Source organism: Pseudomonas sp. SZ57 (genome assembly GCF_009495975.1).
Taxonomy (GTDB): Bacteria; Pseudomonadota; Gammaproteobacteria; order Pseudomonadales; family Pseudomonadaceae; genus Aquipseudomonas; species Aquipseudomonas syringae.
Window position 1 is genome coordinate 17819 of record NZ_WIBD01000008.1, and the last position, 16278, is coordinate 34096.

Annotated in this window: 13 protein-coding genes; 5 read left to right on the plus strand and 8 right to left on the minus strand. The window is 59.5% G+C overall.

The window, feature by feature from the left end; all coding sequences use genetic code 11:
- The first annotated feature begins 47 nt into the window (after window positions 1–47).
- Entirely contained in the window at window positions 48–1079 is a 1032-nt protein-coding gene (locus GE543_RS11190; protein WP_153221467.1) for a calcium/sodium antiporter, read from the plus strand.
- 33 nt (window positions 1080–1112) lie between these two features.
- Complete coding sequence (locus GE543_RS11195) at window positions 1113–1496, plus strand: carboxymuconolactone decarboxylase family protein (protein ID WP_003400208.1); 384 nt, start codon at window positions 1113–1115, stop codon at window positions 1494–1496.
- Here the strand turns inward: GE543_RS11195 and GE543_RS11200 are convergent.
- Both GE543_RS11200 and GE543_RS11205 read right to left on the minus strand, forming a co-directional pair.
- Window positions 1493–2434, minus strand: coding sequence for an AEC family transporter (locus GE543_RS11200; protein ID WP_024639739.1), 942 nt, complete (start codon window positions 2432–2434; stop codon window positions 1493–1495). The two genes, GE543_RS11195 and GE543_RS11200, sit on opposite strands and share 4 nt — an antisense overlap.
- Before the next feature lie 107 nt (window positions 2435–2541).
- Window positions 2542–4125, minus strand: coding sequence for an alkaline phosphatase (locus GE543_RS11205; protein WP_371927151.1), 1584 nt, complete (start codon window positions 4123–4125; stop codon window positions 2542–2544).
- A gap of 157 nt (window positions 4126–4282) precedes the next feature.
- On the opposite strand from GE543_RS11205, the gene GE543_RS11210 reads away from it, so the two are divergent.
- The 3 genes from GE543_RS11210 (at window position 4283) to GE543_RS11220 (ending at window position 8742) form a co-directional block, all read left to right on the plus strand.
- Window positions 4283–5299 carry a class I SAM-dependent rRNA methyltransferase gene (locus GE543_RS11210; RefSeq protein ID WP_153221469.1) on the plus strand — a complete coding sequence of 339 codons (1017 nt, stop codon included), beginning with the start codon at window positions 4283–4285 and terminating at the stop codon, window positions 5297–5299.
- A gap of 123 nt (window positions 5300–5422) precedes the next feature.
- Entirely contained in the window at window positions 5423–8407 is a 2985-nt protein-coding gene (locus tag GE543_RS11215) for a DUF748 domain-containing protein (protein WP_178118591.1), read from the plus strand.
- Window positions 8404–8742: a DUF2845 domain-containing protein gene (locus tag GE543_RS11220; protein ID WP_153221471.1), complete on the plus strand. Its 339-nt coding sequence runs from the start codon at window positions 8404–8406 to the stop codon at window positions 8740–8742. The genes GE543_RS11215 and GE543_RS11220 overlap by 4 nt, the downstream gene beginning before the upstream one ends.
- Window positions 8743–8888: 146 nt before the next feature.
- Here GE543_RS11220 and GE543_RS11225 read toward each other — a convergent pair whose 3' ends face one another.
- From GE543_RS11225 to infB, 6 genes are all read right to left on the minus strand, one after another.
- Entirely contained in the window at window positions 8889–9242 is a 354-nt protein-coding gene (locus GE543_RS11225) for a BON domain-containing protein (RefSeq protein ID WP_046237705.1), read from the minus strand.
- 288 nt (window positions 9243–9530) lie between these two features.
- Window positions 9531–11636 carry a polyribonucleotide nucleotidyltransferase gene (gene pnp, locus GE543_RS11230; protein WP_004411700.1) on the minus strand — a complete coding sequence of 702 codons (2106 nt, stop codon included), beginning with the start codon at window positions 11634–11636 and terminating at the stop codon, window positions 9531–9533.
- A 175-nt stretch (window positions 11637–11811) separates the two neighbouring features.
- The gene (rpsO, locus tag GE543_RS11235; protein ID WP_002555121.1) at window positions 11812–12081 is read right to left on the minus strand and encodes a 30S ribosomal protein S15; all 270 of its coding nucleotides are present in this window, start codon (window positions 12079–12081) and stop codon (window positions 11812–11814) included.
- Between the two features lie 159 nt (window positions 12082–12240).
- The gene (gene truB, locus GE543_RS11240) at window positions 12241–13158 is read right to left on the minus strand and encodes a tRNA pseudouridine(55) synthase TruB (protein ID WP_003400189.1); all 918 of its coding nucleotides are present in this window, start codon (window positions 13156–13158) and stop codon (window positions 12241–12243) included.
- 3 nt (window positions 13159–13161) lie between these two features.
- Window positions 13162–13578 carry a 30S ribosome-binding factor RbfA gene (gene rbfA / locus GE543_RS11245; protein WP_003340588.1) on the minus strand — a complete coding sequence of 139 codons (417 nt, stop codon included), beginning with the start codon at window positions 13576–13578 and terminating at the stop codon, window positions 13162–13164.
- Window positions 13579–13737: 159 nt separating this feature from the next.
- On the minus strand, window positions 13738–16263 hold the full coding sequence (infB, locus tag GE543_RS11250) for a translation initiation factor IF-2 (protein ID WP_003424545.1): 2526 nt from the start codon (window positions 16261–16263) through the stop codon (window positions 13738–13740).
- Window positions 16264–16278 lie beyond the last annotated feature (15 nt).

Genomic DNA, 16278 nt, shown 5'->3' on the forward strand with positions numbered 1-16278 from the left:
CTCGTATTCTCCAGCTATCGGCCCTGCCCGCCCCCGCGCTTATCCAGATGCTCAGTGGCTTGTTATTGCTGCTGATCGGGGCAGAACTGTCAGTGCGCGCAGCGGTGCATCTGGCGGCTATTTTCAAGGTCCGGCCACTGATCGTCGGCCTGACCGTCGTGGCGATGGGCACTAGCGCGCCGCAGATGGCAGTAAGCCTGCAAGCCGCGTTTGCCGATAACACCGACATCGCGGTGGGCAGCGTCATCGGCGGTAACATTTTCAATGTGCTGGTGATTCTGGGCCTGTGTGCGCTGATCATTCCGTTGCGCGTTGCCCGTCAGGTGTTGCACGTCGACATTCCGCTGATGATCGGTGCCTGCCTGCTGGCTATCGGCCTCTCGTGGAGCGGCGAATTCAGCAAGCTTGACGGCGCAGTGCTGCTTGCCGGATTGCTGTTCTGCCTGATCGTCATCATCCGCCAGGGCGGTCATGCGCCGCGTCACGGACATGCCGAGACAACCGAAAAACCTCGTACCTTCACGCGCATCCTCATGCTTGCCACGGGCTTGCTGCTGTTGACCGCTGGCGGACACCTGCTGGTCGACGCGTCAGTGGTGATTGCCATCCACCTGGGGCTTTCCGAACGCATCGTCGGCCTGACCATCATTGCCATTGGCACCTCATTGCCGGCACTGATGACCTCGCTGATCGCAGCGTTTCGTGGTGAGCGTGATATTGCCGTGGGCAACGTGATCGGCAGCAACCTGTTCAATCTGCTGGGCGTGCTGGGGCTGACCGCACTGGTCGCCCCGGTGCCGCTGACGATCTCGCCAAATGCGCTGGTGTTCGACCTGCCGATCATGCTCGGTGTGTCGCTGCTGTGTGTGCCGCTGTTTTATTCCGGATACCGCATAGACCGTCTGGAAGGCCTGTTTCTGCTGTCGTTGTACCTGACCTACGGGCTGCATATCCTGTCGATCAGCACCGGTATGGCGCTGGCCGAACGGCTTGAAAGCAAAATGCTCACGCTGGTGTTACCTGTGCTGGGCGCTGTGGTTGTCTGGGGCACGATTCGCGCCTGGCGACGCCAGCACTGACCTCCAACCCGCATCGATACAAGGAGCAAGGCCATGACAGACAAGACGATCAGCGACGGCGAACAGATCCGTCGCCAGGTGATGGGCGATGTCTACGTCGACCGCGCGCTGGGCAATGCCACCGAGTTCAGCCAGCCGCTGCAGGATTTCGTCAACGAGCACGCCTGGGGCAGCGTCTGGAGTCGCGAGGGCCTGCCATTGAAAACCCGCAGCCTGATCACCCTGGCCACCCTCACCGCCCTGAAATGCCCGCAAGAACTGAAGGGCCACGTTCGTGGCGCACTGAACAATGGCTGCACGGTCGAGGAGATTCGCGAAGCCCTGCTGCACTGCGCGGTGTACGCCGGCGTGCCAGCAGCCATCGACGCGTTTCGTGCGGCGCAGGAAGTGATCGACAGCTACGTCAAAGCGGATTAAATCCAGCCGCCCCATTGCAGGATGAAGATCCCCACGTTGGTCGTGACGGCGGCCGCCAGCGTGGTGATGACGATGATCGCAGCGGCCAGTTCGTAATTGCCGTTGGCCGTGCGCGCCATGATGTAGCTGGCAGCCGCTGTCGGGCTGCCGAAATACAGGAACAGAATCCCCAGTTCAGCGCCGCGAAAACCCGCCAGCCAGGCGGCCAGCGTGCACAGCACTGGCAGCGTGATCATCTTCATGACGCTGGCACTGACAGCCAGTTTTCCGCTCTTGCGCAAGGACGCCAGCGACAGCGTGCCACCGATGCAGATCAGTGCCAGCGGCAAAGTCATCTGTGCCAGGTAGCTGCCGGAGGTTTCCAGCCATTTGGGCAAGCCGATGGCGAAATAAGCGAAGGGCGAGGCGATGATCACACTGATGATCAGCGGATTGGCCAACACGCTTTTGAAGATGCTCCAGGGATCGGACTTGATCACCGGGCTGTAAACCGCCAATACCACCGTCGATAACGTGTTGTAGAAGACGATGACCAGTGCGGCGAGAATCGCTCCCAGTGAAATGCCATCAGGCCCGTACATGCTGGCCGCCAGGGCCAGACCGATGACCCCGTTATTGCCACGAAACGCGCCCTGGACGTAGATCCCGCGCTCTTCGTGCGGGCAGCGCCAGATCGCCCAGCACCAGGCGAATGCAAAACTCAGAAGCGTGGCGATGCTGAAAAAAATCAGCAGCTTGGGCTGCAGGGCGGTGCGCAGGTCGGCGTGAATAATGCCCAGAAACAGCAGCGCAGGCATGGTGACGTTGAACACCAGCCCGGAAGCCGCAACGATGAAACCATCATTGATCGCGCCGATACGCCTGAGGAACACGCCCAGAAACAGCATGGCAAACACCGGGGCGGTGATGTTCAGGGTCTCGAGAAAAATAGCCAGCATGCAACGCGTCCGGTCCCGTCGTTAGGTCGCTCATGATAGGCCACCGAGGACAAGCATGTTGCACGGAATTTCCGAAACCCTGATCACCCCGCCGCGCCTGTTGTTCATCAGACGATGCGGCTGACTTCCTTCACAGGCTGGAGCTTGCGCTCGAAGACCGAGACCCCGTCCAGATCGCGCAGCGCCACGGTCAGTTCACCGGTCTGCCCGTCGATATTTACCTCGCCAAAGAACTGAAAACCCGCAAATGGCGAGGTGTTCTGCGCAGGGGGCGCCTTCTGGAACACCAGCTCGGGGCCAAAGGTCTTGTCCAGCACGTTAGGACCATAGCTACCGGCATTCAATGGCCCGGCGACGAACTCCCAGAACGGGTCGAAGTCCTGGAACACGGCCAGATCCGGCTGGTAATGATGCGCAGCGCAGTAATGCACGTCGGCCGTCAGCCAGACACAATCGCGAATCTTCTGCGCGCGCAGGTACGCCAGCAATTCGGCGACCTCCAGCTCACGCCCCAACGCCGGGCCGTCATTGCCGTTGGCGATGGCCTCCCAACGTTGTACGCCGGGGCTGACCTCGCCATCCGGCACGCCCAGGCCAATGGGCATGTCCGCCGCGATGACCTTCCACTGCGCGCGCGACGCATTGAGCTCGCGCTTGAGCCAGTCCAGTTGCTCACGGCCCATGAATGCGGTGGTCGGACCCGGCTTTTCGGCCAGATTGGCATCGTTGCCGGCGCGATAGCTGCGCATGTCGAGGACGAAGACGTCGAGCATCGGACCGTAGGGGATCTTGCGATAAATGCGTCCGCCGCTGTCGGCTTCCTGCAAGCGCAGCGGCGCGTATTCCAGATAAGCCTGGCGGGCACGCGAGGACAGCAGGCCGATGTCCTTGACCTTGTAGCGATCATCGAGCTGTTTGCTGGGCGACCAGTTGTTGGTCACTTCGTGATCATCCCACTGCCAGATCTGCGGCACTTCGGCGTTGAAGCGGCGCAGGTTTTCATCCATCAGGTTGTAGCGGTAATTGCCCCGGTATTCGTCGAGGGTCTCCGCCACCTTGCTTTTCGCCTCGGTGGTGATATTGCGCCAGACGCGCCCGCCCTCCGTGGTGAGCTGCTCCGGCACCGGGCTGTCGGCGTAGATGGTGTCACCGCTGTGGATAAAAAAGTCCGGCAAGCGCAAACGCATGGCTTCGTAGATACGCATGCCGCCAATATCGGGGTTGATGCCAAAGCCCTGCCCTACCGTGTCGCCGCTCCAGACGAAACGGATGTCGCGGCGCTGCTGCGGTGTGCTGCGCAAATGACCGAACCACGGCTCACCGGCGACACCGCTCTGCGCATCCTCGAAAGACACCCGGTAGAAAATCGCCTGATCGACCGGTAGCCCGCTCAACTCGACCCGCGCGGTAAAGTCGGTACGCTGATCGGCCAGCGCCGACACCACGCGGCGTGGCTGGGTGAACATGCTGCGTGTGTCCCACTCGACGACCATGCGCGAAGGCCGGTCGCTACGGCTCCAGACGATTGCCTTGTCGCCGAACACATCGCCGGACTGCACGCCATCCATCATCTTCGGACGATCCTGCACCGAGGCGATAACCGCCGGCGCAACACCCGGTAACAGCAGACCGGCACCTACCGTTCCGACGGCCTGGATGACACGGCGACGCTTGAGATCGAACTGGCTCACGGTTATCCCCTCGCTGACAGGCAAAAAAGCACCGTAGCAGGGGAATATTGGCGCTGTATGACAACGCAGAAGATCAAGCGCATGACAGACGCCAAAAACCCCCGGCGCCCGGTAACTGGTAAACTCCCGCGCCTTATTCCAGCCCGAGGCGCTCAGCATGTCTTCCTTGAATCAGGCGCTCAGCGTCGCCCTCGACAATCGCCAGGCGTTGCTCGACGAACTGCATGGACAGGGCACGGACTGCTATCGACTGTTTCACGGCAGCCAGGAAGGTGCCAGCGGGCTGACCATCGACCGCTACGGCCCGCAATTGCTGGTGCAAAGCTTTCACTCCCGCCTGGATCGCGACGTCCTGCTGGCATTGCATGGACAGGTCAACACGCGCCTGGGCCTGGACACCCTGCTGGTCTATAACGATCGCTCGCAAGGCAATTCGCGCGTGGATCGCCATGACACCGTGTACAAGGCTGAAGAAGCAGCGCTGGCCGATCATGTCGGCCACGAATGGGGGCTCAATTACCGGGTCCGCGGTCGGCATGCAGGCCAGGACCCGCTGTTGTTTCTCGACCTGCGCAACACCCGCGGCTGGGTCAAGCAGCACAGCGCCGGCAAAAGCGTGCTGAACCTGTTCGCCTACACCTGCGGCGTCGGTCTGAGCGCTGCGGCCGGTGGCGCGAGTGAAGTGTGCAATCTGGACTTCGCCGAGGGCAATCTGGCGGTGGGTCGCGAGAATGGTGCGCTCAATCCGCAACTGCCGCCCATGCAATTCATCCAGTCGGATTATTTTCCGGCGATCCGCCAGTTGGCCGGGCTGCCCATTGCCGCGCGCCGCAGCCAGCAATTGCCCAGCTACGTGAAACTGCAACAGCGCCAATATGATCTGGTCCTGCTCGACCCACCGGCCTGGGCCAAGAGCGCATTCGGCACCGTTGATTTGCTGCGCGACTATCAAAGCCTGCTCAAACCTGCGCTGTTGACCACGGCGGACGATGGTGTGCTGATCTGCTGCAACAATCTGGCGAAAGTCAGCATGCAGGACTGGCGTGAGCAGGTACTGCGCTGCGCCACCAAGGCTGGGCGTCCGGTACGCGACTGCCAGGAGATGCGCCCCGCCGCAGACTTCCCGTCTCAGGATAATCAACCGCCGCTGAAAACGCTGATTCTGCAACTCTGATCCGGCGCTTGATATCGTAAAGTACAACCGGAAAGTTCCTACAAGCCGCGATGGCAGTGCCTTCGGAACCGAACAGGCATGCCATACTCCAAGGGCTTCCAAAAGAGAGAGACGCCGCTGCCCATGTCCAGAGGATTGAAACGCACACTTGGCTCCCTGCTGGCTGTGATCGCGCTCTACAGTTTGCTGGGATTTTTCATTCTTCCCGGCGTCGCTCTGCGGATCGCGAACCAGCAACTGGCCAATTACGCCACAGTGCCGGCAAAGCTCGAACGCCTGGAATTCAACCCCTTCACCCTGGAGCTGACACTCTGGGGCCTGAACATCGGCACGCCGGGGAAGGAGCAGGTGGCGTTTGAAAAGCTTTATGCCAATCTGCAAATCAACAGCCTGTGGACGCGGGCTCTGCATCTGCAACGCGTCGAGCTGATCAAACCGCGCACCGAGCTGCTGTTCGACAAACAGGGCAAGCTCAATCTGGCACAACTGTTCAAGCTGCCCGCCAGCGAACCGGCAAAGGACGAACCCGCCACTAAGCCATTCCCGCTGCGTATCGACGAAATCAAACTGGCGGGAGGCTACGTTCACTTCCAGGACCTGCGCCCCAGCCAACCCATCGAGTTTCTCTACGACGCGCTGGATTTCGAGCTCAAGAACCTCAGCACTCTGCCTGAAGACAATGCCGACATGACCCTGGTCGCAGCGGGTCCGGACGGTGGGCAGATCGACTGGGTCGGCCGCATCAGCCTGATCCCGATCGCCTCCGAGGGCACGCTGAAAGTCACCGACAGCAAGATGAAGCTGTGGTGGCCTTATGTGCGTGATGCCTTGCCGCTGGCGCTCGAGGACGGCGTGCTCAATTTCAGCACGGCCTACACACTGAATCTGTCCAAGGAAACCGAGCTGAAGCTGACCAACGTGTCGGCCAGTGTCGCGCCATTCGCGCTCAACGCTCCCGACGGTCGCCCGCTGGTACGCCTGCAACGCCTGGACGTCAGCGAAACATCGGTCGACCTGGCAAAGCAGCTGGTTACCGTAGGCAAGGTCCGCAGCCAGAAGCTGGAAACCTGGGCCGCGCGCGAAGCCGACGGGCAACTGGACTGGCAAAAACTGTTCGCCAGCCAAGCGGGCAAGCCCGCAGCAGCGCACACCCCAGCCGTGGACGAAAAAGCCGCCGAGCCGGCCCCCGCCACCGAGGCCGCAGCCAAGGCCAGCGCTCAACCCGTGGCGCAGAGCAAACCCTGGCAGGTCCTGCTGCGGGATGTGCAGTTACGCAACTACATGGTCCATCTGGCAGATCGCGTGCCTCAAGAGCCGGTCGCGCTGGACGTTGGTCCGCTGAATCTGGACATCCAGAATTTCGACAGCCTGAACAAGGCGCCCTTCACGCTCAAGCTGGATACCGGGCTGGGCAAACAGGGCAATCTCACTGCCGCCGGTGACGTGAACCTCAACCCGGTCAGCGCACGACTCAACGTAACCACCCGCGACATCGACCTGCGTCTCGCCCAGGCCTACATCAGCCCGTTCATTCGTCTGGAGCTGCGCAGCGGCATGCTCGGCAGCGATCTGGCGGTCGACCTGAAAAGCACCGAGCCACTGGCGTTCAGCGTCACTGGTAAAGCACAGGTCAATCAGCTGCACACGCTGGATACGCTCAAACAGCGCGACTTCCTGAAGTGGCAGCAATTGGCGCTGGAGGGGCTGGACTACCAGCATGGCAAGGGCCTGTCGATTGCCAAAGTGAACATGGATCAGCCTTACGCGCGCTTCATGATCAATGAGGACCGCACCACTAACATCGACGATCTGTTGATCCCGCAGCCAGCCGACGCAGCTACTGGCAAGACCGCCGCCCAGCCAAAGGCAGCCAAAACCCAAGCCGCAGGCAAGAAGGAAAACCCGCTGGCGATCTACGTGGGTGAAGTGAATATCAACAATGGCTCGGCAAACTTTGCCGACATGACCCTGACCCCCAACTTCGCCACCGCCGTGCAGCAACTCAATGGGCGTATCGGCACCATCGACAACCGCAAGCCTACACCGGCGCCCGTGAATATCGAGGGCAAGGTCGACCGCTATGCGCCGGTGACAATCAAGGGCAGCCTCAACCCGTTCGACCCGATGGCCAGCCTGGATATCACCACCAGCTTCAAGCGTGTCGAGCTGACCAACCTGACCCCCTACTCCGGCAAGTTCGCAGGTTTCCGGATCCGCAAGGGCAGGCTCAATCTTGACCTGCACTACCTGATCACCAAGGGCCAGCTCAAGGCCCAGAACAAGGTGCTGGTGGAGCAGTTGCAACTGGGTGAACGGGTCGACAGCCCGGATGCGCTGGACCTGCCTATTCGTCTGGCGGTCGCGCTGCTCAAGGATACCAAGGGCCGTATTTCCCTTGAGCTGCCCATCGAAGGCGACCTGAACAACCCGCAGTTCAGCGTCATGCCGATCGTCTGGCAGACCCTGCGCAACCTGGTACTGCGTGCCGCGCAGGCCCCGTTCAAGATGCTCGGCGGGCTGGTTGCCGGTGGAAGCTCCGAGGACCTCGGCAGCGTAAGTTTCGCGCCAGGCGCCAGTGACTTGTCGGCAGAGGCGCAAAAGGCCCTGGACAAGCTCTCGGTAGCGCTCAAGGAGCGTCCGGACCTGAAACTGGAGATCGAAGGCACCAGCGCCGCCAGCAGTGACGGTCCATTGATCGCCCAGCAAAGGCTGGAACGCGAATACCAGTACACGTATTACAAGATCCTCCAGCGACGCGGCGACAAGGTTCCAGCCAGGGCCGGCTTGATAGAGGTCCCGGAAGAGGAAAAGGCGCCTATGCTTGAAGGTATCTACAGGACACGCCTGAAACAGCAACCGCCCGCTGAATGGGCCAGTCTGGGCAAGGAGCAACGTGCCGCCCAGATGCGTGCCGCGGTGCTCAAGTTCTGGAGCAGCAATGAGGTGCTGCTGCGCGAACTGGGCCAGAGCAGAGCCAGCAGCATCAAGGATTACCTGGTGGACAAGGGCAAGCTCGAAGATGCTCGCGTGTACTTCGTCGACGCGCAACTGGGTCAGGCCCAACCGGATGGTAAAGTCATCAGCCCCCTCCACCTCGACAGCGAATGAAGCCATTGGCACACACCCGAATCAAACGGCTGATCAACCTGGCACTCGCCGCCATGGCCGGGTCAGTTGTCGTATCAGCGTATGCCACCTCGACCCTGCGTTGCGGCAGCCAGCTGGTCAGCACCGGTGACCGGGCGTTCGAAGTCCAGCAGAAGTGCGGCGAACCGGTCAGCCAGGAAGTGCTCGGCACTCAGGAAACCTTCAATAGCAATTATCGAAGGTCCGAAGCCGTGAGGATCGAGGAGTGGATATACGGTCCTGATAACGGCATGTATCAGTACCTGCGCTTCGAAGGCGGGCGCCTGGTGGGCATCGAGAGCAAACGCCGCAACTGATCCCCCCTGCTTCCCTTCATCTGTTTCGTAGCGCCCATAGAAAAGGCCCCGACTCTTCAGTCGGGGCCTTTAATGGCTACATCCTTGTAGCCTCGCATGAACCTTCCATCAATCAATGACTGCGGCTGTTCATGAGCAGTATTCGATTACTCGGTTTTCAGGCCAGCAGCCGATACGTCTTTAACACCTTTGATTTTCTTGGTGATAGCGACGGCAGTAGTTTTCTGAGCTTCGGTCACTTTTACCATGGAGGACAGGGAAACCACGCCTTTGTTGGTCTCAACCTTGATGTCGGTGCCAGGGATGCCTTTCTCGGTTACCAGATCAGCTTTGACTTTGGTGGTGATCCAGGTGTCAGAAGTATCTTCTTTGACTTCTTGAGTGGTGGTGTTAGCTGCCAGAACCATTGGCGCTTGAGCCGAGGTCTGTGCGAAAGCAGCGTTGGCCATGGTCAGAGTCAGGGCAGTAGCGGTAGCAGCGGCAATAGCGAACTTCTTCATACGATAACTCCTGTTTTTCTCAAAATCTGCACCAGCATGTGGTGGCAGGGTTAACAGGTATATCGCAAGCGGTGTGCCAAAAATGAGACAGTCAAAATAACCTTTAAAATCAATTGCTTATGTTTTTCACTATTTCGCTGAGTCGTGCAGATTGCCCGTTCGTGCAAACCCGGGCTTGCAAGATGCATGTTTGCACCGAGCAGTTTGCATGCTCCATGTGTAAGCCTCTAATTGCGCTCATAAAAAAAGGACTCCGAAGAGTCCTTTTTCACATGCCGCTCAGATCAATCAGACGCCCGACGCTTTCGCTGCGGCTACGTCCTTGATCGACAGCTTGATACGGCCGCGGTTATCCACGTCCAGTACCAGTACTTCGACTTCCTGACCTTCTTTGAGGATGTCGGTCACTTTCTCTACGCGAGCATCGCTCAGCATCGAGATGTGAACCAGACCGTCCTTGCCCGGCAGGATGTTGACGAATGCGCCGAAATCGACGATGCGCTCAACCTTGCCGACGTAGATCTTGCCGATTTCCGCTTCTGCGGTGATACCCAGAACGCGCTGACGTGCTGCCTCAGCCGCTTCCTTGGACTCGCCGAAGATCTTGATCGAGCCGTCGTCTTCGATGTCGATCGAAGCCTTGGTCTCTTCGCAGATGGCACGGATGGTTGCGCCACCCTTGCCGATCACGTCACGGATCTTGTCGGTGTCGATCTTCATCGCGATCATGGTCGGAGCGTTGGCCGACAGTTCGTTACGCGACTGACCGATGATCTGGTTCATCTGGCCGAGGATGTTCAGGCGAGCTTCCAGGGCCTGGCCCAGGGCGATCTCCATGATTTCTTCGGTGATGCCTTTGATCTTGATGTCCATCTGCAGCGCGGTAACACCTTTGGAGGTACCGGCTACCTTGAAGTCCATGTCGCCCAGGTGGTCTTCGTCACCCAGGATGTCGGTCAGAATCGCGAACTTCTCGCCTTCCTTGACCAGGCCCATGGCGATACCGGCAACCGGCGCCTTCATCGGCACACCAGCGTCCATCAGAGCCAGGGAAGCACCGCAGACCGAAGCCATGGAGCTGGAGCCGTTGGACTCGGTGATTTCCGACACGACACGGATGGTGTACGGGAACACGTCAGCGCCTGGCAGCATGGCCTGGACACTGCGACGAGCCAGACGGCCGTGACCGATTTCACGACGACCTGCGCCGCCCATGCGACCACACTCGCCCACCGAGAACGGAGGGAAGTTGTAGTGCAGCATGAAGGGGTCTTTTTTCTCGCCTTCGAGGGTATCGAGCAGCTGCGCGTCACGTGCAGTACCCAGCGTGGCAACAACCAGCGCCTGAGTTTCGCCACGGGTGAACAGTGCCGAACCGTGAGTCTTCGGCAGAACGCCGACTTCGATGTTCAGAGGACGAACGGTGCGCGTGTCACGGCCATCGATACGCGGCTTGCCGTTAACGATGTTTTCGCGAACGGTGCGGTATTCGATTTCGCCGAAAGCGGCTTTGACTTCGCTGGCAGACGGGCTGCCTTCTTCCACGGCCAGTTTGGCAACGATCTGATCTTTCAGCTCGCCCAGACGCGCATAACGGTCGGCTTTGACGGTGATGGTGTAAGCCTGGGAGATCGCTTCGCCGAACTCGGAGCGGATAGCGCCCAGCAGTTCAGTCGCCTCAGGCTTCGGCTGCCAGGCCCAGGTGGGCTTGGCGGCTTCGGCAGCCAGTTCCTTGATGGCGTTGATCACGACCTGGAACTCGTCATGCGCGAACAGCACGGCGCCCAGCATCTGGTCTTCGGTCAGCTCTTTGGCTTCCGACTCGACCATCAGAACGGCTTCGGAAGTACCGGCAACGACCATGTCCAGGCTCGAAGCCTGCAGCTGCTCGTAAGTCGGGTTCAACAGGTAGCCGGTGCTTTCGTGGAAAGCAACGCGGGCAGCACCGACCGGACCGTCAAACGGGATACCGGAGATGGCCAGGGCAGCCGAAGTACCGATCATCGCAGCGATGTCCGGATCGATTTTCTTGCTGGTGGAGACGACGGTGCAGACGACCTGCACTTCGTTCATGAAGCCTTCTGGAAACAACGGGCGGATCGGACGGTCGATCAGGCGCGAAGTCAGGGTTTCTTTCTCGGAAGGACGGCCTTCACGCTTGAAGAAACCACCAGGAATCTTGCCGGCAGCGTAGGTTTTTTCCTGATAGTGCACGGACAGAGGGAAGAAGCCTTTGCCAGCGTCAGCCTGTTTGGCGCCGACCACAGTCACGAGTACGCTGACGTCGTCGTCAACGGTGACCAATACTGCACCAGAGGCTTGACGGGCGATACGGCCTGTCTCGAGGGTTACGGTCGATTGACCGAACTGAAACTTTTTGATTACCGGGTTCACGGTTTCCTACCTTTCTTTGTGGCTCTTGGGGAACTGGTTTCTTGCGAATTCTTGGGCAGCGTGGGGAATCGGCCCCTTCCACAGCCCAGATAAAACTTGAGGCTGGGAGCCTGCCAGAACCACCGGGCAAACCCGACGGATCATGACAGACAACCAACCTCTAGCAACGTCGTTATTAGCGACGCAGACCCAGACGACCGATCAGGGCGCTGTAACGGCTAACGTCCTTACCTTTCAGGTAATCCAGCAGCTTGCGACGCTGGTTTACCATACGGATCAGACCACGACGCGAGTGGTGGTCCTTACCGTTGGCCTTGAAGTGGCCTTGCAGTTTGTTGATGTTGGCGGTCAGCAGTGCAACTTGCACTTCTGGCGAACCAGTATCACCAACAGCTTGCTGGTAGTCGGTTACGATCTGAGCTTTTTCTTCAACGCTGAGTGCCATGTGGGCAATCCTTTTGTGCAAGGAAGCGTTTCCGGAGAAACGTTTCCAACAGGCCGAGGACAGATCCTCGTATTAAAAAATGAGGTATGACCGTGCCTGTTGACAGCCATCCTCGTTCCACCCCACTCGCCGGCAAGCCGACGGCTGGACTGGTTTCGGTCACTCTGACCGAATCAAGCGACGCGGCGCAATGCGCCCGTCTTCGGCGACTTCACCGATACCGATGAAGCGACCTTCGTGATCCTGCACGCGAACCATACCGAATTTCGGTGCGTCCGGCGCGCGTACTGGCTGACCATGCAACCAGTAAAACGAACTGTGTTCCGAAAACTTCAACAGCGGCCAGTCCAGCAGACCGCTGTCCGATGGCATCAGGAAACGGTCAACCGCTTCATTGCCGCCGTCGGCATGCACCTGCTCGAGCTCTTCCAGCGTCACTGTCTGAGCCAGCGTGAAAGGCCCGGCCTGGGTACGACGCAGCTCTGCGACGTAAGCACCACAACCAAGCTTCTCACCGATATCCTCGACCAGCGTGCGGATATAGGTGCCTTTGCTGCAATCGACGGACAGACGTGCCGTGTCGCCTTCGCAAGCAAGTAATTCCAGGCGCGCAATAGTAACAGAACGGGGCTCGCGCTCCACTACTTCCCCTGCACGTGCCAGCTTGTAAAGTGGCTGGCCATCACGCTTGAGGGCCGAGTACATGGGAGGTATCTGGCTGATTTGTCCGCGAAAATGCGGCAGAGCCGCTTCGATATCGTCGCGACCAACGGTCACCGGACGCGTGAGCAAAACCTCGCCTTCAGAGTCGGCAGTGGTAGTGGTCTTACCCAGTTGCGCCAGGGTCTCGTAGGACTTGTCTGAATCGAGCAGGTACTGAGAGAACTTGGTCGCTTCACCAAAGCACAACGGCAGAACGCCCGTTGCCAGAGGATCAAGGCTGCCGGTATGCCCGGCTTTCTCGGCATTGAGCAGCCAGCGAACCTTTTGCAGAGCGGCGTTGGAAGTGAAACCCAGTGGCTTGTCGAGCAGGATGATCCCGCTGACATTGCGGCGTATACGCTTGACCTGAGCCACTCTTTATTCCTCAGTACTTTCAGGCTTTGCATCCGCCGATGCAGGGCCTTCCTGATGCTGACCGTCTTCTGCCACGGCACGCTCGATCAGTGCCGAGAGATGCGCGCCACGTACGACGCTTTCGTCATAGTGGAAATGCAGTTGAGGCACGCTGCGCAGCTTCATTTCGCGGGCCAGCTGCATACGCAGGAAACCTGCGGCAGCGTTGAGCACCTTGATGGTCTGCGCGATTTCTTCCGCGCTGTCCTGGCCCATGACGGTCATGAAAATCTTCGCATGACCCACGTCACGGCTGACGTCTACGGCGGTGATGGTGACCAGACCCACACGTGGGTCCTTGATTTCGCGACGGATCAGCTGCGCCAGTTCGCGCTGCATCTGATCGCCGATACGTTGGGTACGGCTGTATTCTTTTGCCATGCTTGTTACCTGTTACTGATCCGGGACCAAACCCTGACAGTCTGAAAGCGGCAAACGCCCGGCCTGACAATTGCCAGACCGGGCGTTGCGTTTAGAGCCCATGGGGAAAGCAGGGCATTTGCATGCGAGGCTCCCACCATGACTCCTGAAGCTCGCGATTTAGAGGCTGCGAGCCACTTGGACCTTCTCGAAGACTTCGATCTTGTCACCGACCTTGACGTCGTTGTAGCTCTTGACGCCGATACCGCATTCCATGCCTGCACGTACTTCGGCAGCGTCGTCCTTGAAGCGGCGCAGGGATTCCAGCTCGCCTTCAAAGATAACGATGTCTTCGCGCAGAACACGAATCGGACGGTTACGGTAGACAGTGCCTTCCAGAACCATACACCCTGCGATCGCGCCGAATTTCGGCGAACGGAACACATCGCGGACTTCGGCGATACCCAGGATATTCTCCCGGACGTCGCTGCCAAGCATGCCGGTAAGGGCTTTCTTGACGTCTTCGATGATGTCGTAGATCACGTTGTAGTAACGCATGTCCAGACCTTCCTGCTCGACGATCTTGCGCGCGCCAGCATCGGCACGCACGTTGAAGCCGAACAGTACAGCGTTGGAGGCCAGTGCCAGGTTGGCGTCGCTCTCGGTGATACCACCGACACCGCCACCGACCACGCGCACTTGCACTTCGTCGTTACCCAGGCCGTTCAAGGCGCCGTTCAACGCTTCGAGGGAGCCGCGTACGTCAGATTTGAGGACGATGTTGAGCGTCTTCTTCTCTGCCTGACCCATGTTCTCGAAGATGTTTTCCAGCTTGCCAGCGTGAGCACGGGCCAGTTTGACTTCGCGGAACTTGCCTTGACGGAACAGAGCCACTTCACGGGCTTTCTTCTCGTCCGACAGCACGCTCATCTCGTCGCCAGCGTCCGGTGTACCGTCCAGGCCGAGGATCTCGACAGGGATGGAAGGACCTGCTTCTTTGACCGGCTTGCCGTTCTCGTCGAGCATGGCGCGGATGCGGCCGAAGTTCGAACCGACCAGAACCATGTCGCCCTGACGCAGCGTACCGTCCTGAACCAGAACAGTAGCGACCGGACCACGGCCCTTGTCCAGACGGGACTCGACAACAACACCACGACCAGGGGCCGACGGGGTTGCCTTGAGTTCCAGGACTTCGGCCTGCAGCAGAACAGCTTCCAGCAATTCGTCGACGCCAGTACCCATCTTCGCGGAGACCGAAACGAAAGGCGTATCACCGCCCCACTCTTCGGACGTCACGCCATGGACCGACAGCTCGCTGCGGATACGATCGAGGTCAGCACCAGGCTTGTCGATCTTGTTCACCGCAACAACCAGCGGAACGCCAGCCGCAACAGCATGCTGAACAGCTTCGATGGTCTGAGGCATCACGCCGTCGTCAGCTGCAACAACCAGAATCACGATATCCGTTGCCTTGGCACCGCGGGCACGCATGGCGGTAAACGCGGCGTGACCAGGGGTGTCGAGGAACGTGACCATGCCGCGTTCGGTTTCAACGTGGTAGGCACCGATGTGCTGGGTGATGCCGCCGGCTTCGCCAGCTGCAACCTTGGCACGACGAATGTAGTCGAGCAGCGAGGTCTTACCGTGGTCGACGTGGCCCATTACGGTCACAACCGGTGCACGGGAGAACGACTCACCTTCGAACTTCAGCGATTCGGCCAGGGAATCTTCCAGGGCGTTGTCGCTGACCAGCGTGACCTTGTGGCCCAGCTCTTCGGCGATCAACTGGGCAGTTTCCTGATCCAGTACCTGGTTGATGGTCACCGGGGTGCCCATCTTGAACATGAACTTGATGACTTCAGCAGCCTTGACCGACATCTGTGCCGACAATTCGCCGACAGTGATGGTCTCGCCAATGGCAACGTCACGGATGACCGGGCCGGTAGGGCTCTGGAAACCATGCGCATTGCGCTTCTTCAGCTTGCCCTTGCCACGACCACCACGACGGAAGCTGTCGCTTTCTTCGTCGGTAGTGCGAGGAGCAACGCGAGGGGCCGGAGCCTTCTCCTTGACCGAAGCGCGATGCGGAGCGTTTTTACGCTCGCCGTCGCCGCCACGGGCGTTGCGGTCGTCAGCACGAGGCTTGTCAGGGCGACGTTGTTCGTCACGCTTGCGAGCATCGGCAGAAGGCGCTGCGCTGGCCGGTGCCGGAGCAGCGGCTGGCGATGCTTCACGCACAGGCTCGGCGGCAGCAACAGGCTCGGCAGCAGCCGAAGCTGGCTGGCTTGCAGCAGGCTGATTGCGCGCATCTTCTTCAGCGCGACGCTTGGCTTCTTCTTCAGCCTTTTGACGAGCGGCATTTTCTACCGCACGGCGTTCGTCCATCTCGCGCTTGCGCTCGGCTTCGATCTCTTCCGGGCTACGCTGCACAAAGACTTTCTTCTTGCGCACTTCAACGCTGATGCTCTTGCTGCCAGCAACGCGCAGGGTGCTGGTGGTTTTGCGCTGCAAGGTAATCTTGCGAGGCTCTTCCACCTTGGCCTTGTGACCGCTTTTCAGGTGCGTCAACAAGGCTTGTTTTTCGTTATCGGTCACAACTTGCTCGGCGGCGGTGTGCGGCAGACCTGCCTCACGCATCTGCTGTAACAGGCGCTCTACCGGTGTGTCGACCACTTTGGCCAGTTCTTTCACCGTGACTTGCGTCATGCACTTCTCTCCTCA